The sequence below is a fragment of the Bradyrhizobium icense genome (assembly GCF_001693385.1).
GTDB lineage: Bacteria > Pseudomonadota > Alphaproteobacteria > Rhizobiales > Xanthobacteraceae > Bradyrhizobium > Bradyrhizobium icense.
The window spans coordinates 7,802,640-7,825,859 of the sequence record NZ_CP016428.1 but is presented as its reverse complement, the minus strand read 5'-3'; the positions used below and the strand labels follow the sequence as shown (position 1 = coordinate 7,825,859).

At 63.0% G+C, this 23,220-nt stretch carries 22 protein-coding genes, 1 pseudogene and 1 riboswitch; of the genes and pseudogenes, 14 read left to right on the top strand and 9 right to left on the bottom strand.

The features are described 5' to 3' along the window. Positions 1 to 120 precede the first annotated feature (120 nt). Both LMTR13_RS41450 and LMTR13_RS36280 read right to left on the bottom strand, forming a co-directional pair. Entirely contained in the window at positions 121 to 702 is a 582-nt protein-coding gene (locus LMTR13_RS41450; RefSeq protein WP_156795923.1) for a hypothetical protein, read from the bottom strand. A gap of 8 nt (positions 703 to 710) precedes the next feature. Beyond that, positions 711 to 1,586 (bottom strand): trypsin-like serine peptidase, encoded by an 876-nt coding sequence (locus LMTR13_RS36280; RefSeq protein ID WP_065731928.1) that lies wholly within the window; start codon positions 1,584 to 1,586, stop codon positions 711 to 713. 606 nt (positions 1,587 to 2,192) lie between these two features. Here LMTR13_RS36280 and LMTR13_RS36270 point away from each other — a divergent pair. The 7 genes and pseudogenes from LMTR13_RS36270 to phoB all read left to right on the top strand — a co-directional run. Beyond that, positions 2,193 to 2,636: pseudogene (locus LMTR13_RS36270) on the top strand (sensor histidine kinase); the annotation flags it as partial. Positions 2,637 to 2,775: 139 nt separating this feature from the next. Next, the gene (gene pstS, locus LMTR13_RS36265) at positions 2,776 to 3,786 is read left to right on the top strand and encodes a phosphate ABC transporter substrate-binding protein PstS (protein ID WP_065733258.1); all 1,011 of its coding nucleotides are present in this window, start codon (positions 2,776 to 2,778) and stop codon (positions 3,784 to 3,786) included. Between the two features lie 186 nt (positions 3,787 to 3,972). Beyond that, positions 3,973 to 4,971, top strand: coding sequence for a phosphate ABC transporter permease subunit PstC (pstC, locus tag LMTR13_RS36260; protein ID WP_156795922.1), 999 nt, complete (start codon positions 3,973 to 3,975; stop codon positions 4,969 to 4,971). A 1-nt stretch (position 4,972) separates the two neighbouring features. Beyond that, positions 4,973 to 5,818 (top strand): phosphate ABC transporter permease PstA, encoded by an 846-nt coding sequence (pstA, locus tag LMTR13_RS36255; RefSeq protein WP_065731926.1) that lies wholly within the window; start codon positions 4,973 to 4,975, stop codon positions 5,816 to 5,818. Further along, positions 5,815 to 6,636 carry a phosphate ABC transporter ATP-binding protein PstB gene (gene pstB, locus LMTR13_RS36250; protein WP_065731925.1) on the top strand — a complete coding sequence of 274 codons (822 nt, stop codon included), beginning with the start codon at positions 5,815 to 5,817 and terminating at the stop codon, positions 6,634 to 6,636. Before pstA ends, pstB begins: the two co-directional genes overlap by 4 nt. Positions 6,637 to 6,647: 11 nt before the next feature. Further along, positions 6,648 to 7,364 carry a phosphate signaling complex protein PhoU gene (phoU, locus tag LMTR13_RS36245; RefSeq protein WP_065731924.1) on the top strand — a complete coding sequence of 239 codons (717 nt, stop codon included), beginning with the start codon at positions 6,648 to 6,650 and terminating at the stop codon, positions 7,362 to 7,364. Positions 7,365 to 7,475: 111 nt separating this feature from the next. After that, positions 7,476 to 8,180 (top strand): phosphate regulon transcriptional regulator PhoB, encoded by a 705-nt coding sequence (phoB, locus tag LMTR13_RS36240; protein WP_028351834.1) that lies wholly within the window; start codon positions 7,476 to 7,478, stop codon positions 8,178 to 8,180. Positions 8,181 to 8,373: 193 nt separating this feature from the next. On the opposite strand, the gene LMTR13_RS36235 is transcribed toward phoB, so the two are convergent. After that, the gene (locus tag LMTR13_RS36235) at positions 8,374 to 8,883 is read right to left on the bottom strand and encodes a GcrA family cell cycle regulator (RefSeq protein ID WP_065731923.1); all 510 of its coding nucleotides are present in this window, start codon (positions 8,881 to 8,883) and stop codon (positions 8,374 to 8,376) included. Between the two features lie 496 nt (positions 8,884 to 9,379). On the opposite strand from LMTR13_RS36235, the gene LMTR13_RS36230 reads away from it, so the two are divergent. From LMTR13_RS36230 to LMTR13_RS36220, 3 genes are all read left to right on the top strand, one after another. Then, positions 9,380 to 10,588, top strand: coding sequence for an aspartate aminotransferase family protein (locus tag LMTR13_RS36230; RefSeq protein WP_065731922.1), 1,209 nt, complete (start codon positions 9,380 to 9,382; stop codon positions 10,586 to 10,588). Beyond that, complete coding sequence (argF, locus tag LMTR13_RS36225) at positions 10,588 to 11,514, top strand: ornithine carbamoyltransferase (RefSeq protein WP_065731921.1); 927 nt, start codon at positions 10,588 to 10,590, stop codon at positions 11,512 to 11,514. Before LMTR13_RS36230 ends, argF begins: the two co-directional genes overlap by 1 nt. 195 nt (positions 11,515 to 11,709) lie before the next feature. Beyond that, on the top strand, positions 11,710 to 12,714 hold the full coding sequence (locus tag LMTR13_RS36220; protein ID WP_065731920.1) for an Hsp33 family molecular chaperone: 1,005 nt from the start codon (positions 11,710 to 11,712) through the stop codon (positions 12,712 to 12,714). 171 nt (positions 12,715 to 12,885) lie between these two features. On the opposite strand, the gene apaG is transcribed toward LMTR13_RS36220, so the two are convergent. Next, positions 12,886 to 13,278: a Co2+/Mg2+ efflux protein ApaG gene (apaG, locus tag LMTR13_RS36215; RefSeq protein ID WP_028351829.1), complete on the bottom strand. Its 393-nt coding sequence runs from the start codon at positions 13,276 to 13,278 to the stop codon at positions 12,886 to 12,888. A 252-nt stretch (positions 13,279 to 13,530) separates the two neighbouring features. On the opposite strand from apaG, the gene LMTR13_RS36210 reads away from it, so the two are divergent. Genes LMTR13_RS36210 through LMTR13_RS36200 form a run of 3 tightly spaced genes read left to right on the top strand, consistent with a single transcriptional unit; the run spans position 13,531 to position 16,580 of the window. Beyond that, positions 13,531 to 14,778, top strand: coding sequence for an OpgC domain-containing protein (locus LMTR13_RS36210; protein WP_065731919.1), 1,248 nt, complete (start codon positions 13,531 to 13,533; stop codon positions 14,776 to 14,778). Further along, positions 14,775 to 15,536 (top strand): SGNH/GDSL hydrolase family protein, encoded by a 762-nt coding sequence (locus LMTR13_RS36205; protein WP_065731918.1) that lies wholly within the window; start codon positions 14,775 to 14,777, stop codon positions 15,534 to 15,536. Before LMTR13_RS36210 ends, LMTR13_RS36205 begins: the two co-directional genes overlap by 4 nt. A gap of 12 nt (positions 15,537 to 15,548) precedes the next feature. Further along, the gene (locus LMTR13_RS36200; RefSeq protein ID WP_065731917.1) at positions 15,549 to 16,580 is read left to right on the top strand and encodes an SGNH/GDSL hydrolase family protein; all 1,032 of its coding nucleotides are present in this window, start codon (positions 15,549 to 15,551) and stop codon (positions 16,578 to 16,580) included. 30 nt (positions 16,581 to 16,610) lie between these two features. On the opposite strand, the gene LMTR13_RS36195 is transcribed toward LMTR13_RS36200, so the two are convergent. Continuing rightward, positions 16,611 to 17,804, bottom strand: a complete 1,194-nt coding sequence (locus tag LMTR13_RS36195) for an O-succinylhomoserine sulfhydrylase (protein ID WP_065731916.1) — start codon at positions 17,802 to 17,804, stop codon at positions 16,611 to 16,613. A gap of 71 nt (positions 17,805 to 17,875) precedes the next feature. Next, a riboswitch (SAM riboswitch) is annotated at positions 17,876 to 17,955 on the bottom strand. A 170-nt stretch (positions 17,956 to 18,125) separates the two neighbouring features. On the opposite strand from LMTR13_RS36195, the gene LMTR13_RS36190 reads away from it, so the two are divergent. Further along, on the top strand, positions 18,126 to 19,184 hold the full coding sequence (locus LMTR13_RS36190) for a 2'-deoxycytidine 5'-triphosphate deaminase (RefSeq protein WP_418219822.1): 1,059 nt from the start codon (positions 18,126 to 18,128) through the stop codon (positions 19,182 to 19,184). A gap of 9 nt (positions 19,185 to 19,193) precedes the next feature. Here the strand turns inward: LMTR13_RS36190 and LMTR13_RS36185 are convergent, their stop codons facing one another. The 4 genes from LMTR13_RS36185 to LMTR13_RS36170 are packed head-to-tail and all read right to left on the bottom strand — an operon-like array spanning position 19,194 to position 23,200. Further along, positions 19,194 to 20,090, bottom strand: coding sequence for an alpha/beta hydrolase (locus LMTR13_RS36185; protein ID WP_065731914.1), 897 nt, complete (start codon positions 20,088 to 20,090; stop codon positions 19,194 to 19,196). 13 nt (positions 20,091 to 20,103) lie between these two features. After that, positions 20,104 to 20,829, bottom strand: coding sequence for an ABC transporter ATP-binding protein (locus LMTR13_RS36180; protein ID WP_065731913.1), 726 nt, complete (start codon positions 20,827 to 20,829; stop codon positions 20,104 to 20,106). Further along, positions 20,826 to 21,959: an ABC transporter permease gene (locus tag LMTR13_RS36175; protein ID WP_065731912.1), complete on the bottom strand. Its 1,134-nt coding sequence runs from the start codon at positions 21,957 to 21,959 to the stop codon at positions 20,826 to 20,828. The genes LMTR13_RS36180 and LMTR13_RS36175 overlap by 4 nt, the downstream gene beginning before the upstream one ends. 11 nt (positions 21,960 to 21,970) lie before the next feature. Beyond that, positions 21,971 to 23,200, bottom strand: coding sequence for an acyltransferase family protein (locus tag LMTR13_RS36170; RefSeq protein WP_065731911.1), 1,230 nt, complete (start codon positions 23,198 to 23,200; stop codon positions 21,971 to 21,973). Positions 23,201 to 23,220: the final 20 nt, after the last annotated feature.

Genomic DNA, 23,220 nt, shown 5'->3' with positions numbered 1-23,220 from the left:
ACCGATCCTGTGCGTTGATTCGCGGCACGTGGCCATGAAGCCTACGTGCGTTCGACACGCTTGCGACGCTATCAGCATCACGCGCGCGAGAGGATCACATCGCCGGGCCGGCGACGTGCCTCAGCTCAGGATGGCAGGCCTGGGAGGGTAGGGATCGGGTGGAATTGTATGTCCGGCGGAAGTTAGTCCGGGCAAATCTCCCACCGTTTCGACCGATGACGGCTCAAACAACGTTCCGATCAGGGGCAAGGCTGCAAAACTGCCGCAGTAGGCGGAGCATGCTGCTGCCGTCATTGCCCCCTGATCATCGCCGCAACGATCGCACTCACCTGACATCGGCATGTCGGTGGCGGCAGCCATGACCATCTTCAGGTCCGCATCCGCGGCGCGCATGCCATGAGGGACCAGCCCCACGATAAACGTGATGGCCAGCAACAGCGTCATGATGCGGCGGACCTTCTTCGCCATGCAGCCAAAATAGCGATTGGCTGGGCCAAAAGCTAGGCCGACAGGACGATGTATCAGAATGCCTGTTCCATCTCCGAGCCCTCGGCTCACGGGATTGTGACGGCGGCGCGCTCCAGCATAATCGGTGCGGTATCGCGCAGACGGACGCTCGTGGAGGTGCGCGCCCTGGGCAAGTTGATCGGCTGGTCGCTTGTCATGGTCTTCACTTTCGAATTGGCGGCGTTTCAGCTTCATTCGGTCTATCAGTATGCAGCCGAGCCGACGTCAGGTACAGCATCGGCATCCAGGCGTCGCGAGAGCGCAACCACGGCCTCCGCGAACATCGAGGCAGCGATGGCCCGATTTCCAATAAATTTCGCGACGTGGCCGTCTTCGTCACTAGCGAACATTGAGCCAGTATGGATGCCGACAACTGCGTACCAAGGTCCATCTCGATCTCGTACCAGCAGCGGAGCCCCAGATGAGCCGTACCGTGCCTTGCAGTCGTGAATGAGTGCGTGCCAAACCAAGTCACGAACGGTGCACGCCGGATCGACGCTTAGAACCTCCGCATCGCCGATATCGTTTGAGTAACTCGGCATCAGGATTTGCTGCTCGAGCGATTTCAGGCTTGCAACGGAATAAGAGCTCAAGAGAAACGGGTGGACGCCCGCCGGCGCCCGATCAAGAACGAGAATCGCCCAATCTCGCGAGGCATCGTGGACGGATTGTCGCCTGAAGCTCTGTATCGATCCGATGGTCGCTACGGTCGCTTGAAAATCGCCAAGAGCGGTTTCCGCCTGATAGCCTAACCGAAAAGACAAGTTGGACTGTTTGACCGAGCCATCTCTGTGAGTGACGCAGTGAGCTGCAGTGACGATGATCCTCGGATGAAGAACTATGGCGGCCGTGCAGCCCATCGTGCCTTTGAACCTGCCAACTGCTGCGTAGGGCGGCAGCCGCGCATCGACAATACGGCGGGGATCAACATTGGTGCCCTGAGGCGCCTCCTCTCCGTTGGCAGGGATTGATTGGGGATCGCCGACGCTTGGCGGGCCGGTGGTCGCGATGACTAGCGTAGCGGTTGCCAGAATCGCCCAACTTCCGACGGCTATGAAAATTTGCGTAGCCTGCATCATGGTCCCCTCCCCGAAAATTAGGCAGCGCAATGCCTCCAAAAACGATGGCAGTTTCGGCTACCCGCCGATCCAAGCGACTGCGCTTTGAGGATCCCCGTCGTCAGCAGACCGGGAAGATTGAGGACCTCCGACGGGTCGCTCTCTGCCGGTTGCCGTCACACGCTCGAGATCAGGCACGTGACGGCACAGTGCGAGGCAGCTGCGACTGCGGCCACCTCAACTGAAGGCGGTGGGTCTGGGAGGATACGGGTCCGGAGGGCCGTGGTGATCTCGAATGTCCGGAATCGGTGAGGGAGCTATCACTCGCGGGCCTATCAATCCAAGCACGCTCGCAGAGGGGAGGATGGCACTCGCCGCACCGCAGCAAAGGCCGCAAGCAGCATATGAGCCGCAGGCCTTCATCCAGCACTCATGGCAAGGTGCCACCATGTGCTTGGGGTTCGGACGACCGGCAGGTTTTACGAAACTGGCTGACGCTTCAATGCGGGCCTCAGTTGACACGCTAGCCCGTGCGGCCACCGGCAGAGTGAGTGCGGCGACCATCAACAGCAACGGAAACAACTGGGCCGTCACGCGCATATTTACAGGCTAACAGCGAACAATCCGCTTCGCAATCTCGCAAGGGAGCGCCAGGTCGCGATCGAGATCGACCTGCCGGACATGCCGGTCGCGATTGCAGGCGATCGCGAGGAACTGTTGCGGCTGTTCGAGAACCTGATCGAGAACGCGCTCAAATATGGCGCGTCCGGCGGGAAGGTAATCGTCTCGCTGAGCCAGATCGGTTCGGGCGAGCGCGCGCCGGAAGTCCGCGTCATGGTCCGCGATTTCGGCCCCGGCATTGCGCCGGAACACCTGCCGCGGCTGACCGAGCGCTTCTATCGGGTCGACGTCGGCGATAGCCGCGCGCAGGGTGGAACCGGGCTCGGCTTATCCCTGGTGAAACACATTCTTAACCGCCATCGCGGCCGGCTGTTGATCGAAAGCGTGCCAAAAAACGGTGCCCCCTTCACCGCCTGTTTTCCCCCGGCGAAGCCCCCGGCATCGGAATAAAGGCAAGCGATTTCAATTGGTTGCGCCTGTCATCCAACTGTCATCGAACCTTCGTAAAAGCTCTATCGACCGCGCCTACACGGGCGGCATGAGCGCGATCGGGCGCAACGGCGCTTCGCTCAGGATATGGAGATCAACCATGAATTTCGTCAGGACAATCGTCGCTGCCGGCTTGCTCGCCGCATCGACCTCGGCCTTCGCCGCCGACATCACCGGCGCGGGCGCCACCTTCCCGTTCCCGCTCTATTCGAAGTGGGCCGACGCCTACAAGAAGGAGACTGGCAACGGTCTGAACTACCAGTCGATCGGCTCCGGCGCCGGCATCAAACAGATTGTGGCCAAGACCGTGACGTTCGGCGCCAGCGACATGCCGCTCAAGCCGGAGCAGCTTGAGAAGGAGGGCATGATCCAGTGGCCACAGGCGATGGGCGCCCTGGTGCCGGTCGTCAATCTCGAAGGCATCAAGCCGGGTGAACTGGTGTTCTCGGGCGAACTGCTCGGCGACATCTATCTCGGCAAGGTCAAGAAATGGGACGATCCCGCGATCGCCAAGCTCAATCCCAAAGTGAAACTGCCGAGCGAGGCCATCACAGTGGTTCGCCGCTCCGATGGATCGGGCACGACGTTCCTCTGGACCGACTATCTCTCCAAGGCGAATGCGGAATGGAAGACGAAAGCCGGCTCCGGCACCGCTGTCGAATGGCCGACGGGCGTTGGTGCCAAGGGCAACGAAGGCGTTGCCGGCAACGTCAGCCAGACCAAGAACTCGATCGGCTACGTCGAGTACGCCTACGCCAAGCAGAACAAGCTGACCTATGGCGCGATGATCAACAAGGCCGGCAAGACCGTGCAGCCGACCATCGCTGCGTTCCAGGCCGCAGCCGGCAACGCTGACTGGGCTGGTGCCAAGAACTACTATGTGATCCTGACCGACCAGCCGGGCGAGGCGTCCTGGCCGATCACGGGTGCGACCTTCATCCTGATGCACAAGGCAGCGACCGACAAGGCCGCGTCGCAGGAAGCCCTCAAGTTCTTCAAGTGGGCGTTCGAGAAGGGCGACAAGATGGCCGAAGAACTCGATTACATCCCGATGCCGGGCTCGGTCGTCAAGCAGATCGAGAAGACTTGGACCTCCGAGATCAAGAGCTGAGGTCTCTTATCCCGACGCGGTGCAGCGCTCTTTGCGCTGCGCCGCAGCGCCGGGACTCACTGGCGGCCAATCAAACCAATCAAGAAGAATAGGCCTCGGAATAGCAGCGCACCGCAAGCGCGCTGCGGCCGCATCCGGGGCACGAGACGGATCGAACCGGATCAGATAAAAGTACAGGGGACCAGCGTGGCAGAGATGGCGGTTGAAAGCGACGTGATGGAAGCTGCCGGACCCTACGATCGCGCCAGGGCCCTCAGCGCTTTCAAGCTTGGCGATATCACTTTCTACTGGGTCACGCGCGCCTGCGCGATCTCGGTGCTCCTCATCCTGGGCGGTATCATCGTTTCGCTGATCATCGGCGCCTGGCCGGCGATCCAGGAATATGGCGCGGCCTTCCTCTGGACGCAGCGCTGGGCACCGTCGGCCGACCCGCCGGTACTGGGCGCGCTCGGCCCGGTCTACGGCACGCTGATCACCTCCGTGATCGCCATGGCGATCGCCATTCCGGTCGGGCTCGGCATCGCGGTGTTCCTCACCGAGATCTGCCCGCTCTGGCTGCGCCGTCCCATCGGCCTTGCAATCGAACTGCTCGCCGGAATCCCGTCGATCATCTACGGCATGTGGGGCTTCTTCGTGCTGGGCCCGTTCCTGGCGAATACCTTCCAGCCGTTCATGATCAACCTGTTCGACGGCGTCCCCGTGTTGGGCACGATCTTCGCAGGTCCGCCGTCCTATCTCAGCCTGTTCAACGCCTCGCTGATCCTCGCCATCATGGTGCTGCCCTTCATCACCGCGATCTCGGTCGACGTCTTCAAGACGGTGCCGCCGGTCTTGAAGGAGGCGGCTTACGGCGTCGGCTGCACCACCTGGGAAGTCGTCCGCAACGTCGTCATTCCCTATACGCGCGTCGGCGTAATCGGCGGCATCATGCTGGCGCTCGGCCGTGCGCTCGGCGAGACCATGGCGGTGACCTTCATCATCGGCAATTCGTTCAAGATCCAGTCCTCGATCTTCGCGCCGGGCACCACGATCTCGGCCGCGATCGCCTCCGAATTCGCCGAGAGCGACGGGTTACACCAGTCGGGCCTGATCCTGCTCGGGCTGCTGCTGTTCGTGCTGACCTTCTGCGTGCTCGCGGCCGCGCGGTTGATGCTGATGCGGCTGGAAAAGAAAGCGGGGAACTGAGATGAACCCGATCTACGCATCGCGCCGCCGCAACGACGTCATCATCCGGATGCTGTGTCTCGCCGCGGCGCTGTTCGGCGTGACCTGGCTGGCGCTGATCCTGTTCACGCTGTTCTACAACGGCCTTGCCGGCCTCAATCTCGCTGTCTTCGCGCAGGACACGCCGCCGCCGGGATCGACCGACGGCGGCCTGCGTAACGCCATCATCGGCTCGATCATCATGACCGTGATCGGGGTCGGCATCGGCGCGCCGCTCGGCCTGTTCGCGGGAACCTATCTCGCCGAGTACGGCAAGCACGACAAGCTCACTTCGGTGATCCGCTTCATCAATGACATCCTCTTGAGCGCGCCGTCGATCATCATCGGTCTGTTCATCTACGGCGCCATCGTGGTGCCGATGGGCGGCTTCTCGGCCTTTGCCGGCTGCCTGGCGCTGGCCGTGATCGTGATCCCCGTGGTGGTGCGCACCACCGAGGACATGCTGGGACTGGTGCCCAATCCGCTGCGCGAGGCGGCGTCCGCGCTCGGCCTGCCGCGCTCGCTGGTGATCCGGCGGATCGCCTACCGCGCCGCGCGCGCCGGCCTGATCACCGGCGTCTTGCTCGCCACCGCCCGCGTCGCCGGTGAAACCGCGCCGCTGTTGTTCACCGCGCTCTCAAATCAGTTCTTCAGCCTGGACCTGACCAAGACGATGGCGAACCTGCCGGTCACCATCAACAACTTCGTCCAGAGCCCCTATGTCTACTGGAAGCAGCTCGCCTGGAGCGGGGCGCTTCTGATCACGCTCACCGTGTTGGCCCTGAATATTGGCGCGCGCATCCTTGGCGCCGAGAGGAAATCCAAATGACCGACATCTCCGTATCCGTGAGTAACGCGAGCGGGCCTATTCCCCAGACGCCACTGCCCGAGGCCGCACCAAAGGTGACTGCCCGTGGACTGAACTTCTACTATGGCGAACACCACGCGCTGAAGAACATCAACCTGACGCTCGGCACGCATCGCGTCACCGCCTTTATCGGCCCGTCCGGCTGTGGCAAATCCACATTGCTGCGGATATTCAACCGGATGTACGATCTCTATCCGGGTCAGCGCGCGACCGGTCAGCTCTTGCTGGACCAGACCAACATCCTCGACCCCAAGCTCGATCTCAATCTGCTGCGGGCCCGCGTTGGCATGGTGTTCCAGAAACCGACGCCGTTCCCGATGACGATCTATGAGAACATTGCCTTCGGCATCCGCCTCTACGAGAAGATATCGAGGTCCGAGATGGACGGCCGGGTCGAGAAGGCGTTGCGCGGCGGCGCGCTGTGGAACGAGGTCAAGGACAAGCTCAACGCTTCCGGCCTCTCGCTCTCCGGCGGCCAGCAGCAGCGGCTCTGCATCGCGCGCACCGTTGCGGTCAGGCCTGAGGTGATCCTGTTCGACGAACCCTGCTCGGCGCTCGACCCGATCTCGACCGCCAAGATCGAGGAGCTGATCCAGGAGCTATCGGAGGACTACACCATCGCCATCGTCACCCATAACATGCAGCAGGCGGCGCGCGTATCCGACAAGACCGCTTTCATGTATCTGGGCGAGCTGGTCGAATTTGACGATACCAACAAGATCTTCACCTCGCCGCGCGATCGACGTACCCAGGACTACATCACCGGCCGGTTCGGTTGAGGAGACGACACATGGCATCCGAACATACCGCCAAGGCGTTTGACAGCGATCTTCAGGAACTCACCCGTCTGGTCGCCGAGATGGGCGGCCTGGCTGAGCGCATGATCACCGAATCCGTCGACGCGCTGGTTCGCCGCGACGTTGAGCTCGGTAAGCGCGTCGTCGCTACCGACGTCGAGATCGACCGCCTGCAGCATCTGATCGAGGAGCGCGCGGTGCTGACCATCGCCCGCCGCCAGCCGATGGCGATCGATTTGCGCGAAATCGTCGGCGCGATGCGGGTCGCCACCGATCTGGAGCGGATCGGCGACCTCGCCAAGAACATGGGCAAGCGCGTCGCCGCGCTGGAGAACGATTTCCAGCCGCTGAAGTTGATGCGCGGCCTGGAACACATGACCGATCTGGTGCAGTCGCAGGTCAAGTCGGTGCTGGACGCCTATGCGGCGCACGATCTGCCGGCGGCGATGGCGGTGTGGAAAGGCGACGAGGAAGTCGATGCCATCTGCACCTCGCTGTTCCGCGAACTCCTGACCTACATGATGGAAGATCCGCGTAACATCTCGTTCTGCATCCACTTGATGTTCTGCGCCAAGAATATCGAGCGGATCGGCGATCACGCCACCAACATCGCCGAAACCGTGTTCTACATGATCGAGGGACAGCAGATGCTCGACAAGCGCCCGAAGGGCGACATGACGACGTTTGCCACGACCGTACCCAATACCTGACAAAGCGTTTTCAAGCGAAGTGGAAACCGGTTCGCATAGCAATCAAGTTTACGCAGATTGCGTAGACTTATCTGCGCAGAGAACACGTCAAACAAGAGAGGCAAGAGCAGGATGAGCGCGCGCATTATGGTGGTCGAGGATGAGGAAGCGCTCACCACGCTGTTGCGCTACAACCTCGACGCAGAAGGCTATGAGGTCGAAACCGTCGGCCGCGGCGACGATGCGGATACGCGGCTGAAGGAGCGCGTGCCCGATCTTGTCGTGCTCGACTGGATGCTGCCGGGGCTCTCCGGCATCGAACTGTGCCGCCGCTTAAGGGCGCGCCCCGAAACCAAGCAATTGCCGATCATCATGCTGACCGCGCGCGGCGAGGAGAGTGAGCGCGTGCGGGGGCTTGCGACCGGCGCCGACGATTACATCGTCAAGCCGTTCTCGGTGCCGGAACTTTTGGCGCGCGTGAAGGGCCTGCTGCGCCGGGCCAGCCCCGAGCGGCTCGCCACCGTGCTGACCTATGGCGACATCGAACTCGACCGCGAAAAGCGTCGCGTCGCTCGCTCCGGCCGCCAGATCGATCTCGGCCCGACCGAGTATCGCCTGCTGGAATTTTTTCTTGAGCATCCCGGCCGCGTCTTCAGCCGCGAGCAGTTGCTCGACAGCGTCTGGGGCCGCGACATCTATATCGACGAGCGCACCGTCGACGTCCACATCGGCCGCCTGCGCAAACTGCTCAACCCCGGCCGCGAGCAGGACCCGATCCGCACCGTTCGCGGCGCAGGCTACGCGCTGGATGACCGGTTTGCGAAGGTGGAGCCGTAGCTGCTCCGCTGCAATCTCGGCGAACTCAGCCTCGGCGAACCCAGCCGTCGTCCCCGCGAAACGCGGGGACTCGTAAACACCAATCTCGATTGTTGAAATGCGCTGGAGCTTCAGCGAGGCATAACCACGTGCGCCTGTGGTTATAGGTCCCGGCGTTCGCAGGGACGACATCGTTGAGATAACGGCGCGCCCCTTACCTCGTCTGCTTCGGCTGCTGCCTTCGCCGATCGGCGGCGGGCTGGTAGGCGATACGCGAGTGGTGGGCGCAATAGGGCAGGCCTGTGAGCGCCTTGCCGCCGCAGAAGAAGAATTCCGGACTCGAGGGATCGCCGACCGGCCAGTGACAGGTGGCCTCGTTGAGTTCGAGCAGCGACAGCCGCTGGCTCATCGGCACCACGTTGTCGAAGGCGATCGGATCCGGCTCCATCTCGACTTCGAAGGCGTGCGCCAGCGCGGTGTTGCCGCGCGAGACCGGGCGCGCTACCCGCATCATCGGCTGGGCGGGACGTGCCTTGCGCTGCCGCGGGGCGGCCGAGGAGGGGCTCTTGGCGCGGCCGGACAGGCCCAGCCGGTGAACTTTGCCGATCACTGCGTTTCGCGTCACATTCCCGAGTTCCGCGGCGATCTGGCTCGCCGACAATCCGGCTTCCCAGAGCTTCTTAAGCTGTTCGACGCGATCGTCGGACCAGGTCAAAACGGTCATCGTAATCTTCCCTTCGCATCGCGCCGGCCAATCGGGGGCAGCGCTGGCGAGTCATTCGTCTTAAAAATCCCTGCGGTCAGAATCCCTTAGCCCTCGCCGGACGCGCTAACCGCGCCGAACGTTTACGCCTGCACAAAAGGACTCTAAGGGATCAGAAACTGCCGCACGAGATGTCGTACCCGACAGCCCAAACGCTACAATATGGCGTGACTCGGGCGCAAGAGTCCGGGCTCGAACGTCCACATCTTCTGTACATCTAGGCATTTCACTGCGTGTTTTCCACCACACCGCAATCTTACGGATTTCAGCATCCTGCACTGCAGGAAGGGCCGTTCCGTGGCGTGTTGACAGCGCCCCCCGCCCACATAGAATGCTTCTCACGTGCCGCCCTTAAGAGGCGGCACGTTTCGTTTTCGCAAGACCGGCTGTTGCCGCGTTCGCGCCAATGCACGCCCGCGGCAGGTCTCCAAGGCAGGTCTCAACCTCAGTGATTGCCATGACCAATAGCGCCACGTCGCATCTGCTCCCCGTCTTCGCCAGGGTCGATCTCGGCTTCGAACGCGGCGAGGGCTGCTGGCTGACCGCCACCAATGGCGAGCGTTATCTCGACTTCACCTCGGGCGTCGCGGTGAATGCGCTGGGTCACTGCCATCCGCACCTGATCGAGGCGCTGCAGGAACAGTCGACGAAACTCTGGCACATGTCGAACCTGTTCAAGTCGCCGGATGGCGAGAAGCTCGCCGCGCGGCTCTGCGAGCAGAGCTTTGCCGACCTCGTGTTCTTCTGCAATTCCGGCGCGGAGGCGATGGAAGGCGTCATCAAGGTCGTGCGCCGCTATCAGTTCTCCAAGGGCCATCCCGAGCGCTACCGCCTTATCACCTTCGAGGGTGCGTTCCACGGCCGCACCCTGGGCACGCTCGCAGCCACCGGCTCCGCCAAATATCTCGAAGGCTTCGGGCCGCCGATGGACGGTTTCGACCAGGTGCCGCATGGCGATCTCGAAGCGGTCAAGAAAGCGATCGGCCCGCAGACCGCGGGCATCCTGATCGAGCCGGTGCAGGGCGAGGGCGGCGTGCGCTCCGCGCCGCAGTCTTTCTTCAAGGCGCTGCGCCAGCTCTGCGACGAGCACGGCCTCCTGCTCGCATTCGACGAGGTGCAGACCGGCATGGGCCGAACCGGCGATCTCTTCGCCTATAAGCGCGTCGGCGTGACGCCGGATGTGATGTCGCTGGCCAAGGCGCTGGGCGGTGGATTCCCGATCGGCGCGGTGCTGGCGGCGGCGGAAGCAGCAAGCGGCATGACGCCGGGCTCGCACGGCTCGACCTTCGGCGGCAATCCGCTGGCGATCGCAGCCGCCAATGCCGTGCTCGACGTGATGCTGAAGCCCGGCTTCTTCGATCACGTGCAGAAGATGTCGCTGCTGTTGAAACAGAAACTGGCCTCCGTGGTCGATCGCTATCCCGCCGTGCTCTCGGAAGTGCGCGGCGAGGGGCTTTTGGTCGGCGTCAAGGCCGTGGTGCCGTCGGGCGATCTCGTCAACGCGCTGCGTGACCAGAAGCTGCTGACGGTCGGCGCCGGCGACAATGTGGTGCGGTTTCTGGCGCCCTTGATCGTGACCGAGGCCGAGATCGACGAGTCGATCCAGATGCTGGAGCGTGCCTGCGTCGCACTGTCGAGCACCGAGTTGAAGAAGGCGGCGGGATGATGAGCAAGTCCGTCCGTCACTTCCTCGACATCAACGAACTGCCGTTGGATGAATTGCGCAACATGCTGGCCTTAAGTGCCACCATGAAGGCGAAGCTGAAAGCGCATGAGAGGGGCAAGAAGCCGCTCGAAGGCAAGACGCTGGCGATGATCTTCGAACGCCCCTCGACCCGCACCCGGGTGTCGTTCGACGTCGGCATGCGCCAGCTCGGCGGCGAATCCATCATGCTGACCGGCGCGGAGATGCAGCTCGGCCGCGGCGAGACCATTGCCGACACCGCGCGCGTGCTGTCGCGCTATGTCGATGCGATCATGATCCGTATCCTCAACCACGATGCGCTCTTGGAATTGGCCGCGCATGCCACCGTGCCCGTGATCAACGGCCTGACGCGGCGCTCGCATCCCTGCCAGGTGATGGCCGACCTGATGACCTTCGAGGAGCATCGCGGGCCGATCGAGGGCAGGACCGTGGCCTGGACCGGCGATGACAACAACGTGCTGGCGTCCTGGGCGCATGCGGCCGAGCGTTTCAAGTTCAAGCTCAATGTCGCGACCCCGCCGCAGCTCGCGCCGAACAAGGCGATGAAGGATTGGATCAAGGCGACGCAGGCGCCGATCGTGCTCGGCACCGATCCCGAAGCCGCCGTCCGCGGCGCCGATTGCGTCGTCACCGACACCTGGGTCTCGATGGGCGACAAGGACGGCGAGCACCGCCACAATGTGCTCAAGCCCTATCAGGTCAATGCGAAGCTGATGTCGCTGGCCAAGCCGGATGCGATCTTCATGCACTGCCTGCCCGCCCATCGCGGCGAGGAGGTCACCGATGAAGTGATCGACGGCGCGCAGTCGGTCGTGTTCGACGAAGCCGAAAATCGCCTCCATGCGCAGAAGGGCATTCTGGCCTGGTGCTTCAACGAAGTGGGGTAACGCTCTCCGTCGTCCCTGCGGAAAGAGGGACCGATACGCCGCGGCCCTAATGATTGAAGGCAGTGGCTGATGCCTTGCCTAACTCACAACGCCCTGTGGTTATGGGTCCCTGCGTTCGCAGGGACGACGTGTGGAGATAGTTTCGCCGCTCTCAACCCCTTCCGTTTTGCATTCCGAGACCCCAGATAGAGCGCCATGGTTTCAGATTTCCCCGACATCAAAATCACGACCGAGGCGCCCATTCGCGCGCCCTCGTCCGTTCCCGTCGATGACGCGGTGCTGCCGTTCGAGGTCGCCTCGCTCGATCTGCGCGGACGGCTGACCCGGCTCGGCCCCGCGCTCGACGACATCCTGACCAAGCACGATTATCCCGCGCCGGTCGGAAAACTGCTCGGCGAAGCGATCGTGCTGGCGACGCTGCTCGGCTCCGCGCTGAAATTCGACGGTCGCTTCATCCTGCAGACGCAGACCGACGGGCCGGTGTCGTTCCTGATCGTGGATTTCCAGGCGCCGGACCGGCTGCGCGCCTATGCGCGCTACGACCTCAAGCGGCTGAAGGGCGGCCAGGATTCAGGCAGCCTGCTCGGCAAAGGCCATCTCGCGATGACCATCGATCAGGGCGCGGACATGAGCCGCTACCAGGGCCTGGTGGCGCTCGACGGCGGCAGCCTCGAGGATGCCGCGCATGAATATTTCCTGCGCTCCGAGCAGATCCCGACTCGCGTGCGGCTCGCGGTCGGCGAGGAATGGCGCGGCGGCGACGGCGGCAAGCATCGCTGGCGCGCCGGCGGCATGCTGCTGCAATTCCTGCCGAAGGCGCCCGAGCGGGCGCGGCAGGCCGATCTGCATCCGGGCGACGCGCCGGAAGGCGCGGCGGCGCATCAGGTGGCGGAAGACGACGCATGGGTGGAAGGTCAATCGCTGATCGGCACCGTCGAGGACGTCGAGTTGATAGATCCCGATCTGTCGGGCGAGCGGCTGCTGTACCGCCTGTTTCACGAGCGCGGCGTGCGCGTGTTCTCGCCGCTCACCTTGCGCGCACAATGCTCCTGCTCGCGCGAGGCGGTGTCGGCCATGCTGAAGAGCTTCGCGCCGAAGGACCGCGCCGAGATGGTCAAGGACGACAAGGTAGTGGTGACTTGCGAGTTCTGCTCGTCGGTCTACCAGTTCACCCCGCATGAAGCGGGCGTGGAGGAGTAGGCGGTGTTCGTAGGGCGGGCAAAGGCGCGATAGCGCTGTGCCCACCATTCTTCGTCGATCGCGCTTTATGAAGGCGGGCACGCTTCGTTTTGTCCACCCACGGACTGTCGTCACCCGCGAAGGCGGGTGGATCACCAGGTCAAGTCCGGTGATGACGAGCGCGAGCGCTCGTCAATTCAACACCCGCTTATTATCCGGGCTGTCCAGCGAGAACGTCGGCACGTCGATCTCGAAACGCTCGCCGCTTTCGCTGACCATCTGATAGCGGCCGGTCATGAAGCCCGACGCGGTCGGCAGCGGTACGCCAGAGGTATATTCGAAGCGTTCGCCCGGCGCCAAAACTGGCTGTTCGCCGACCACGCCTTCGCCGCGGACTTCCTGCTTGCGACCGGTGGCATCGGTGATGATCCAGTGCCGGGTACGAAGCTGCACGGTCTCGGCGCCGGTATTGGTAATGACGATGGTGTAGGACCAGAAATACTGGCCCTTGTCGACCGACGAGCGTTCGGGGAGGAAGTTCGGTTCGACAGTGACTTCGATCTGGCGGGTGACGGCGCGGTACATGCGGGCAAGCTTCCGGGAATCCTGTTTCGTATCATAGCCGGGAATGCCGGGGGAACCAATCTCCGCTCCGCCGGGTTGCCGCTTGCTTCATCGCGGTTTCAACATAGTTCCATTCTAGAGCGCAGTCGCGCTGCCCGGCCCCGTACCTTCCTTTTTGCGTATCCCTTGCGTATCCGGTGTGCAAGTTGCGGGCCGATATTATCCTTTCCGGACAGCGCACGCGTAAGTGCTCAACTGCCCAAACGGTGCCAGATGTCGTCCATAGCCGATCCAGTCGCCGGAACGCCTCGCAGCGACGCCAAGACCGCCGCAGCGTCTTCCGCGCCGGCGATCGCGCTCCCGGTGGCGGGCGAGCGCGAATTGCGGCTCGACCTTTTTCGCGGCATGGCGCTGTGGCTGATCTTCATCGACCATCTGCCGACCAACATCCTGACCTGGTTCACGATCCGCAATTACGGATTTTCCGACGCCACCGAAATCTTCATCTTTATCTCCGGATACACCGCCGCCTTCGTCTACGGCCGCGCGATGCTCGAGGCAGGATTCGTGGTGGCGACCGCGCGCATCATGCGGCGGGTCTGGCAGATCTACGTCGCCCATGTGTTCCTGTTCACGATCTTCCTGGCGGAAATCTCCTACGTCGCCACCCGTTTCGAAAACCCGCTCTACAGCGAAGAAATGGGCATCATGGATTTCCTCAAGCAGCCGGATGTCACGATCGTGCAGGCGCTGCTGCTGCGCTTCCGGCCCGTCAACATGGACGTGCTGCCGCTCTACATCGTGCTGATGCTCTTCCTGCCGATCATCCTGTGGCTCCTGAGATGGCGGGCCGATGTTGGGTTGGCATTGTCGGTACTGCTGTACGCGCTGACCTGGCACTTCGACTGGCACCTGACGGCCTATCCGAGCGGCTTCTGGATCTTCAATCCGTTTGCCTGGCAGTTGCTGTTCGTGTTCGGCGCGTGGTGCGCGCTGGGCGGGGCGCAGCGCATGTCCCGCATCCTGGCATCGCCGGTGACGATGTGGATCTGCATCGCCTATCTGGTGGCCGCATTCTTCGTCACGCTGACCTGGCACATTCCGCAACTCGGCTTCCTGATGCCGAAGCGGATCGAGCAGTGGATGTACCCGATCAGCAAGACCGATCTGGACGTGCTGCGGTTTGCCCATTTCCTGGCGCTGGCGGCGCTTACCGTGCGCTTCCTGCCCAGGAACTGGTCGGGCCTGAAATCGCGCTGGCTGCGACCGTTGATCCTGTGTGGCCAGCATTCGCTTGAGATATTCTGTCTCGGCGTCTTCCTGGCCTTTGCAGGACACTTTGTGCTGGCCGAAATTGGCGGGGGTGCCCTCGCGCACGCCCTGGTCAGTCTTGCCGGAATCCTCATCATGTGGGGCGTGGCGTGGGTGATTTCGTGGTACAAGCATTCGGCCGACAAAGGAGCCTCGAAAACGAAAAGCACGGTGGTCAGCGGCGCCGACATGGCGGGAGGAAGCGCATGAGGCGCGGCTCGGGAGCTGTGCTGGTCCTGACACTGTTTGCGGGTCTTGCAGCCGCCGGTTTGGCTCGTGCCCAGGATGCGGCCCCCCAGGCCTGTCAAGTTCCCCCCTATCTCCTCTCCACCGAGGGCACGCTTCCGAAGGTGGCCGAGGCCGTCAGGAACGCCCGGCCGCTGACCGTGCTGGTGGTGGGGAGCCGCTCATCGACCATCCTTTCCTCCGAAAACAGCGCCTACCCGGCCAGGCTGCAGGCGGCACTGAAGGAGAAACTGCCCTCGATCCCAGTCAATCTCTCCGTAGAACTACAGACCGGCAAGACCGCCGAGGAGGTGGACCCCAGCCTCGTTAAGCTGGTGGAAGCAAAACGGCCTACTTTGGTCATCTGGCAGACGGGAACCGTCGACGCTATGCGGTCTGTCGATCCCGACGACTTTCGCGGCGCCGTCGACGAGGGGGTTGCTGCGCTGCAAAATGCGGGAACCGACGTGGTTTTGGTCAATCTGCAATACAGCCCCCGCACCGAAACGATGATTTCGGCGCCGCCATACCTAGATAATATGCGCGTGGTGGCGCAGCAGCATAATGTTCCGCTGTTCGATCGGTTCGCCATCATGCGCCACTGGAACGACGCCGGAGATTTCAATCTGTTCAGTACCTTTCATGGCACCGACATGGCCAAAAGGGTTCATGCCTGCCTCGGCCGCGCGCTGTCGAAATTCGTGCTCGATGCGGCCCGCCTCGATCAGGCGCAGCAGAATTAGGGACTTGCGTTAATGAGTTCTCACTGCCCTTTTCGTTTGTCGACATTGCTGGCTGTCACGGCCGCGGGCCTGGCGATATTGACGTCTGCCTCGGTGTCGCCGTTGCATGCCCAGACGGCCTCGCAGCAAACCGGCCAGCAGGCGGCGCTGTCCGATGGTGCCAAAGCCGAAAACAATCCGGAAAAGCAACCCTCGGCTGAAGGCGCCCTGCCGCAGGCAGCGCCGGCGGCCACAGGCAATCCGGCCGCGCAGAAGGGCGTCACCGGCAAGGCGATCGACAAGGTGAAGGAGGTCGCGAAATCGGCCGGCGACATCTTCAGCCGCGTTCCCTGCCTGCCGCCGAAGGGCGCTTCCAAATCGATGGGATCGCTGCCGCGCGTCGCGAACAAGCTCGTCGCGGGCCTGCCGGTCGTGATCGTCGCTTTCGGATCGTCATCGACCCAGGGGTACGGCTCCAGTTCACCGGAATTCAACTATCCGAACAGGCTCGCGGCGCAGCTACGCCGCAAATATCCGACGGCCGACATCTCCGTCGTCAATGCCGGCAAGGGCGGCGAGGACGCGCCGGAAATGATGCAGCGGCTGCAGACCTCCGTGATCGACTTGCATCCGGATCTGGTGATCTGGCAGGTCGGCACCAATGCGGTGCTGCGCAACCTCGATCCCGCCGAGACCGCCAAGCTCGTCGACGAAGGCATCGCACGCATTCAGGCTGCGGGCTCCGACGTCGTGCTGATCGATCCGCAATATTCGCCGCGGGTCAACGAGCACGCCGAAAGCGCCGGCAAGATGATGAAGCTGCTGAACAAGGCGGCCGAGCTTCGCAGGGTCGGTGTTTTCCCTCGCTTCGCGGTGATGAAGGACTGGCACGAGCGGCAGGCGATCCCGATCGAGAATTTCGTGATCGCCGACGGCCTGCACATGAGCGACTGGGGCTACGCCTGCTTCGCGCAACTGCTCGGCGACGACATCATCAAGTCGGTCGGCCAGATCAAGCTCGGCGTCGCCGTACCGTCGGACGTGCGGACGTATCGGCCGATGTGAGCTCTTACCCTCCAGGGGAGGGTAAGCACCTCACGCCTTCTCTAGCGCCTGCGCAAAATCCTCGATCAGGTCATCGGCATGCTCGAGCCCGGCCGAGAAGCGGATAAAGCCCTCGCTGATGCCGAGCTCGGCGCGCGCTTCGGGCGTGAGTCGCTGATGCGTGGTGGTCGCAGGATGCGTGACGAGGCTCTTCGCATCGCCGAGATTGTTGGAGATGCGCGATATCTGCAGTGCATTGAGGACGCGGAAGGCGGCCGCCTTGCCGCCCTTGACCTCGAAGCCGACCAAAGTCGAGCCGCCGCGCATCTGCTTCTTCACCAGCTCCGCTTGCGGATGATCGGCACGGCCGGGATAGATCAATCGCGAAATCTTCGGATGGCTTGCCAACGCCTCGGCGATTTTCGCCGCGTTGTCGGTCTGCGCGCGTACCCGCACGCCCAGCGTCTCCAGTCCCTTGAGCAGGACCCACGCGTTGAACGGCGAGAGCGATGGTCCGGTCTGGCGCATGAAGTTGTGAATGTGCTCTGCGATGAAGGCTTCGGACGAGAGAATGATGCCGCCGAGGCAGCGCCCTTGACCGTCGATATGTTTGGTTGCGGAGTAGACCACGACATCGGCGCCGAGCGAAAGCGGGCTCTGCCAGATCGGCGTGGCGAAGACGTTATCGACGACCAGCCGCGCGCCGCCCTTGTGCGCGATCTCGGCAATCGCCGGAATATCGAGCACATCGAGCGTCGGGTTGGTCGGGCTCTCCAGGAAGAAGGTCTTGGTGCTGGGCCGCAATGCGCGCTGCCATTGATCGAGATCTAGACCGTCGACCAGCGTCGTTTCGATCCCGTAGCGCGGCAGGAGGTCCTGCACGACGTAAAGGCAGGAGCCGAACAGGGCTTTCGAGGCCACCACATGATCGCCGGCTCTGAGCGGTGCAAGGATCGCGGTCGTTACCGCGGCCATGCCGGTGGCGGTGGAGCGAGCCGCTTCCGCGCCTTCGAGCTCGATCATTCGGCGCTCGAACATTGAAATCGTGGGATTGGAATAGCGCGAATAGATAAAGCCGGGATCCTCGCCCTTGAAGCGCGCCTCGCACTGCTCCGCGCTGTCGTAGACATAGCCTTGGGTGAGGAACAGCGCTTCCGACGTCTCGCCGAACTGCGAGCGCAGCGTACCGCCATGGACGAGGCGGGTTTCGGGACGAAAACGCTTGGTAGAACCAACTTCAGACATGTGACCTCCGCCGTGACCAGTAAGAAAATGGTCACAAAAAACCGGCCTGGAAGAATTTCCACAGGCCGGGATCACACGTGTCCCCGGCCTGTTTAGCGACTTATTTAACGTGGCTGCAAGCCGGCCGGCTCAAATCACCACGGGATAAGTCATGCTGATATTCGCTTGCGCCCTTTCAGTCAAGGCGGCCATCGGATAACCCCTAAAAGCCCATATTTACGAGGTTTGGATGACATTGGGCATCCGAAAAGGGCCACCTCAGGGGACCGCGCCGTGTCGTTCACGCTTCCGCCCGACGGTAACGGAATTCTGCCTGACCGCATGATCGCGGCGATGGCGGATGCGGGCCTGATCCTGCCCGAATATCCGTTTGTCGAAAGCCAGATCCAGCCCGCAAGCCTAGATTTGCGCCTTGGTGATGTTGCTTACCGGGTGCGTGCGAGCTTCCTGCCTGGGCCGGGCGCGACCGTCGCCGAGCGCATCGACGAATTGAAGCTGCATGAAATAAACCTCTCCGACGGCGCGGTGCTGGAGACCAATTGCGTCTACATCGTGCCGCTCCTGGAAAGCCTCGCGCTGCCGCCGGAGATCGTGGCCGCGGCCAATCCGAAGAGTTCGACCGGACGGCTCGACGTCTTCACCCGCGTGATCGCCGACGGCACCCGCCGCTTCGACATGATCGGCGCCGGCTATCACGGCCCGCTCTATGCCGAGATCAGTCCGAAGACCTTTCCGGTGTTGCTGCGCGAGGGCTCGCGGCTCAGCCAGGTGCGCTTCCGCACCGGTGATGCCATCCTCAACGCCGACGAACTCGACGCGCTGCATGGCGCCGAGCGGCTGGTCGATATCGACGACGCCGACCTCGCCAATGGCGTGGCGCTGTCGGTCGATCTCTCCGGGCAGAACACCGGCGGCTTCGTCGGGTACCGCGCCAAGCGCCATACCGGCGTCGTCGACGTCGATCGCCGCGGCGGCTATGCGGTCGACGAATTCTGGGAGCCGATCCCGGCTCGATCGGACGGCAGCCTCATCCTCGATCCCGGCGAGTTCTACATCCTGGCCTCGAAGGAGGCCGTGCAGGTGCCGCCGGATTACGCCGCGGAGATGGTGCCGTTCGATCCGCTGGTCGGCGAATTCCGCGTGCACTACGCCGGCTTCTTCGATCCGGGCTTCGGCTATGCCGGCGCTGGCGGGCAGGGCGCGCGTGCCGTGCTCGAAGTGCGCTCGCGCGAGGTGCCGTTCATCCTCGAGCACGGCCAAATCGTCGGGCGTCTGGTCTACGAGAAAATGCTCGCGCGGCCCGATGCGATGTACGGCCAGCGCATCGGCTCGAACTACCAGGCGCAGGGGTTGAAGCTCTCGAAGCACTTCCGCGTCTGAGCTTTCGCATCAGCCGCGCACGCCAGAAATAAACTCCCCGATCTGTGCAATCGCGCGATGGGCCTCCGGCAACACCGGCACGAACAATTGCCAGACGTGCGGCATGCGCCGCCAGATCTCGAGCTTGCTGCGAGGATTGTCTGACCGCAGCTTCTCCGCCATGCGGACCGCGTCATCCCTGAGAATTTCATCGCTGCCGACCTGAATAAGTACCGGCGGCAATCCAGCGGGATCGCCATAGAGCGGCGAAGCATAGGGCGTACGCGGATCGGCTCCGCCGAGATAGAGTGTCGCTATGCCTGGAAGATCCTCGACGTTCAGCATCGGATCGGCCGCGGCATTCGTCTTCAGCGAGGCGCCGGTCAGGGCCAGATCGGTCCAGGGCGACAGGGCGACGGCCGCGGCAGGAAGCGGTTTGCCGTCGTCACGGAGCTTCAACAGCAGGCCCAGCGCCAGGCCGCCGCCAGCCGAGTCTCCCGCCACAAACAACTGGCGGATATCGGGAGTGTGATCGACAAGCCAATGATAGCCCCCCACGGCATCCTCAAGCGCTGCCGGAAAAGCGTGCTCGGGAGCCAGGCGGTATTCGAGCGCCCACACGCGGGCTTGCAAAGCATCGGCAATCCGCCACAGGAAATGCCGGTAATAGATCGGCGCGCCTGAAACATAGGCGCCGCCGTGAAGATAGAGCACGTTACGTTCGGGCCGGGATGCCGGCGTGGTAACCCGGTGAAACCGCAGCCGACCGGCCTCGATCTCGACTGTTGTGCTGCGGGCGGGCGGATGCGGCACAAACCGCTCCATTGCACGCATGTTCCGCCGCCATTGCTCGACATCGAGGCTTCCGCCGCGCCGCTTGAGCAACATGCGAATGCCCAGGCGCAAAAGTTCGGCTCGCAGGCTCATGGCGGCCCTGCGCTCAGGCTCTGAACGGCACGGCGGTGGGCATGCGCGGGCGGTCGGTACGCTCTTGCACGATGAGGCCGTCCTCGATCTCGACGATGCGATCGGCGTAGGGGACCACGCGCGGATCGTGGGTGACGACCAGCACCGCGCGCTCGCGGTCATGGGCGGTATCGGCGAGAATGCGCATGATGCTCTGGCCGTTTTTTCCATCCAGTGCCCCGGTCGGCTCGTCGGCAAGAACGACAGAAGGGTTTGCGACGAGGGCGCGCGCGATCGCGACCCTCTGCTGCTCGCCGCCGCTGAGCCCGCCCGGCAGACTGTTCACCTTCTGCTCGAGCCCGACCATTGCAAGGGCCTCCTGCGACTTCTGCGCCGCGCGCCTGCCGTGCTCGCCACGGATATCCAGCGCCAATTGCACGTTCTGGGTCGCGGTCAGCGTTGGGAACAGGTGATAGGACTGGAATACGAAACCAATATGCTCGCGCCGGATCCTGGCGAGCGCCTCCTTGTCGGCGTCGGCTATCGGCGTGCCGCAGACGGTGACGCTGCCCGAACTCGGCGTCAGCATGCATCCGAGAACCAAAAGCAGCGTGGTCTTGCCGCTCCCCGAAGGGCCCATCAGCAACGTCAACTCGCCCCGGCGCAGCGCGAGATCGATGCCGCGCAGCGCCTGCACCTCGCCGGCGCCGCGACCCAGCGTCTTCTCGACCGACTTGGCTTCGACCACATAATCATTCATCGCATGAACACCGTGGCTGGATCGATACGAACGACACGGATGATTGCCCCGATGCCGGATGCGACGCACATCACGACGGTGAGGGCGAACAGCGCCGCCATCAGCCATGGCGTGATGACGATCGGCAGCGCGCTTTTGGCAGTCATCTGGACCACGATCGAGCCGATTCCTGCGGCGATGGCGAAGCCGATCACGGCATTGATGAGCGCCTGATAGATGATCACGGTGTAGATATAGGCGTTCGAGGAGCCCATCGCGCGCAGGGTGGCGAATTCGTTCAGATGATCCTTGGTGCTGGAGTAAAGCGTCTGCGCGACGATCACGGTGCCGACGATCATTCCGAGCATTGCGCCGGCAAACAGCGCGGCTCCGGCCCCCGTGCCAAACAGCCAGAACGATCGGCTGCGGCTGCGGAATTCGTCTGAAGTAAGAACCTCCGCGTCACCGGCCTGCGCGCGAATGGCACCGAGAACCTTCTCCCGATCGGCATCGCTCTTCAGGCGGACCAGAATGCTGCTGGCGCGATCACGCGGAGTTCCGGTGTAGTTGCGTACGTTTTTCTGGTCGACAAACACGTAAGGCGTCGTGGCGAACGAGCGGATGCCGTCGGTGACGGCGACCACGCGCACCTTGCGGCCGCGGATCTCCGCGGTCGAGCCGACGCCGCTGACGCCGAGCCTGTCAAAATAGGAGCGATCGACCGCAACGTTCGCGCCCTGCGTCAACGTCGGCACATTGCCGTCTACGACATTGAACGGCTGCAGGCTGCCGTCGCGCAGGTCGGAACCCACGATGAAAACCGGCGTCACTTCACCGCTTTCCAGCCGCCAGTCCGAGAATCCGATCACCAGCGGGACTGCCGAACCCACCCCCTCGACGGTGGCGACGCGGTCGCGCAGCTTGACGTCGAGCAGCGAAGGATCCTCGAAACATTTGGCGCCCTTGGGCAGGATCCAGAAATCGGCCGAGGCATGGTCGATCATGGTCGTAACCATCCGGCCGAAGCCGAGGAACAGACCCATCTGGATCATGACGAGGACGACCGAGAAGACGATTCCGACCATGGTCGCGACGAAGCGAAGCCGATCGTGGAACAGGTTGCGGGACGCAAGTGTCAATACCAGCGACATGTCGGCATCCGTTATCGCGGTTGGTTGGCGATGGCGCTTTCGTCTTGCGGCTCGGAATGACGCGAAACGATAGCTCTCACCCCGATCTTCATTCCAGCGCTTACAGCCAGGCTTACGGTGAGTGCAGCGGCAAGAACGATCGTAGCCTTGCCGATCGCATTGAGATCGACATCAAGTAACGCGTATTGCAGCCACACGACCACGACGTAGTGCACCAGATAGATGCTGTAGGCGTTGCTGGAGAAGCTATCGAGCAGGCGGTCGCGCGATTGCAACAGCCGGAGGCAGATCGCGAGCAGACACAGCGCGGCGGCTGCGGAGGCGACCGGAAACGCCAGCGCCGAAGCCAGGCGAAAGAGCGGCGCGCTCGCCTGCCACTCCGGCAGGGTCAGCGATGTGAGCCCGCCCCATACGGACATGCTGGCGATGGCGGCCGCAAGCCAGGCCAGCCAATGACGTGCAAGCGGACCATCGGGACGCAATATGCTGTGCCCGGAGGCGTGGCTGCCAATCGCAAATCCAGCAAAGAAATAGACGATATAGTGCAATGGCCGGCTGAGCTGAAATGAAAATGGGCCGAGAAAGGTCCATTCCCACGGTGTGAAGACCATTGCCAGCGGCACATAGGCCAGCGCGGAGAGCGCCGCCAGCGCGAGGAAGAACAATAGCGGGCGATCGGCAACGCGGGCGACGAGCGCGTTCAATGCCCGAAGCCAATGCGGGGCGAACGCGTGGACGGCGGCCGCAACGGCACCAAGCAGAAAGATCTGCCACAAGAACCATTGCGGCCCGGCAGGCCACATTGGAAGCGCGCGCCAGTGTTGCCAAAAGGTGCTGAAGGATGGATCGGCCGCGGTCAGCCGATAGGACGCGAAATAGGCGAGAGGGCTGAGAACGCCGACGGCAAGAACGAACGGCAGGCCGATCCGCCACGAGCGCTCCAAAGCATAGGTGCGAGGCCCCTTGCGGCCGAGGCTGGACGGGGTGAACAAACCGGCCAGCAAAAACATCAGCGACATCAGGCTGACATCCTGCCACGCGCAAAACAGGTCGAAGCCGAACCAGCGCTGGCTGTCGAGGATCGGGAATGCAATCCAGCGATAGGGCGGTGCGTCGAACGGAAATGGATCGGCCGGTTGCGATGCGAGGTAAGGCAGTACGGAATGAAACGCGACCACGATGATGATGGTGACCGCGCGCAAGTTACTGAGGGGCACATTGACCTGTGATGACACGGCCATTCGTCCACGCCGTCCCAACG

Coding starts and splice junctions, on each gene's coding strand:
- LMTR13_RS41450 (WP_156795923.1), bottom strand. CDS start 702: ATGAAGCTGAAACGCCGCCAATTCGAAAGTGAAGACCATGACAAGCGA.
- LMTR13_RS36195 (WP_065731916.1), bottom strand. CDS start 17,804: ATGTCTGAAGTTGGTTCTACCAAGCGTTTTCGTCCCGAAACCCGCCTC.
- LMTR13_RS36190 (WP_418219822.1), top strand. CDS start 18,126: ATGATCGCGGCGATGGCGGATGCGGGCCTGATCCTGCCCGAATATCCG.
- LMTR13_RS36210 (WP_065731919.1), top strand. CDS start 13,531: ATGTCGTCCATAGCCGATCCAGTCGCCGGAACGCCTCGCAGCGACGCC.
- phoU (WP_065731924.1), top strand. CDS start 6,648: ATGGCATCCGAACATACCGCCAAGGCGTTTGACAGCGATCTTCAGGAA.
- pstB (WP_065731925.1), top strand. CDS start 5,815: ATGACCGACATCTCCGTATCCGTGAGTAACGCGAGCGGGCCTATTCCC.
- LMTR13_RS36180 (WP_065731913.1), bottom strand. CDS start 20,829: ATGAATGATTATGTGGTCGAAGCCAAGTCGGTCGAGAAGACGCTGGGT.
- LMTR13_RS36280 (WP_065731928.1), bottom strand. CDS start 1,586: ATGATGCAGGCTACGCAAATTTTCATAGCCGTCGGAAGTTGGGCGATT.
- LMTR13_RS36220 (WP_065731920.1), top strand. CDS start 11,710: ATGGTTTCAGATTTCCCCGACATCAAAATCACGACCGAGGCGCCCATT.
- argF (WP_065731921.1), top strand. CDS start 10,588: ATGAGCAAGTCCGTCCGTCACTTCCTCGACATCAACGAACTGCCGTTG.
- LMTR13_RS36175 (WP_065731912.1), bottom strand. CDS start 21,959: ATGTCGCTGGTATTGACACTTGCGTCCCGCAACCTGTTCCACGATCGG.
- LMTR13_RS36235 (WP_065731923.1), bottom strand. CDS start 8,883: ATGACCGTTTTGACCTGGTCCGACGATCGCGTCGAACAGCTTAAGAAG.
- LMTR13_RS36205 (WP_065731918.1), top strand. CDS start 14,775: ATGAGGCGCGGCTCGGGAGCTGTGCTGGTCCTGACACTGTTTGCGGGT.
- phoB (WP_028351834.1), top strand. CDS start 7,476: ATGAGCGCGCGCATTATGGTGGTCGAGGATGAGGAAGCGCTCACCACG.
- LMTR13_RS36170 (WP_065731911.1), bottom strand. CDS start 23,200: ATGGCCGTGTCATCACAGGTCAATGTGCCCCTCAGTAACTTGCGCGCG.
- LMTR13_RS36230 (WP_065731922.1), top strand. CDS start 9,380: ATGACCAATAGCGCCACGTCGCATCTGCTCCCCGTCTTCGCCAGGGTC.
- pstA (WP_065731926.1), top strand. CDS start 4,973: ATGAACCCGATCTACGCATCGCGCCGCCGCAACGACGTCATCATCCGG.
- LMTR13_RS36200 (WP_065731917.1), top strand. CDS start 15,549: ATGAGTTCTCACTGCCCTTTTCGTTTGTCGACATTGCTGGCTGTCACG.
- apaG (WP_028351829.1), bottom strand. CDS start 13,278: ATGTACCGCGCCGTCACCCGCCAGATCGAAGTCACTGTCGAACCGAAC.
- pstS (WP_065733258.1), top strand. CDS start 2,776: ATGAATTTCGTCAGGACAATCGTCGCTGCCGGCTTGCTCGCCGCATCG.
- LMTR13_RS36185 (WP_065731914.1), bottom strand. CDS start 20,090: ATGAGCCTGCGAGCCGAACTTTTGCGCCTGGGCATTCGCATGTTGCTC.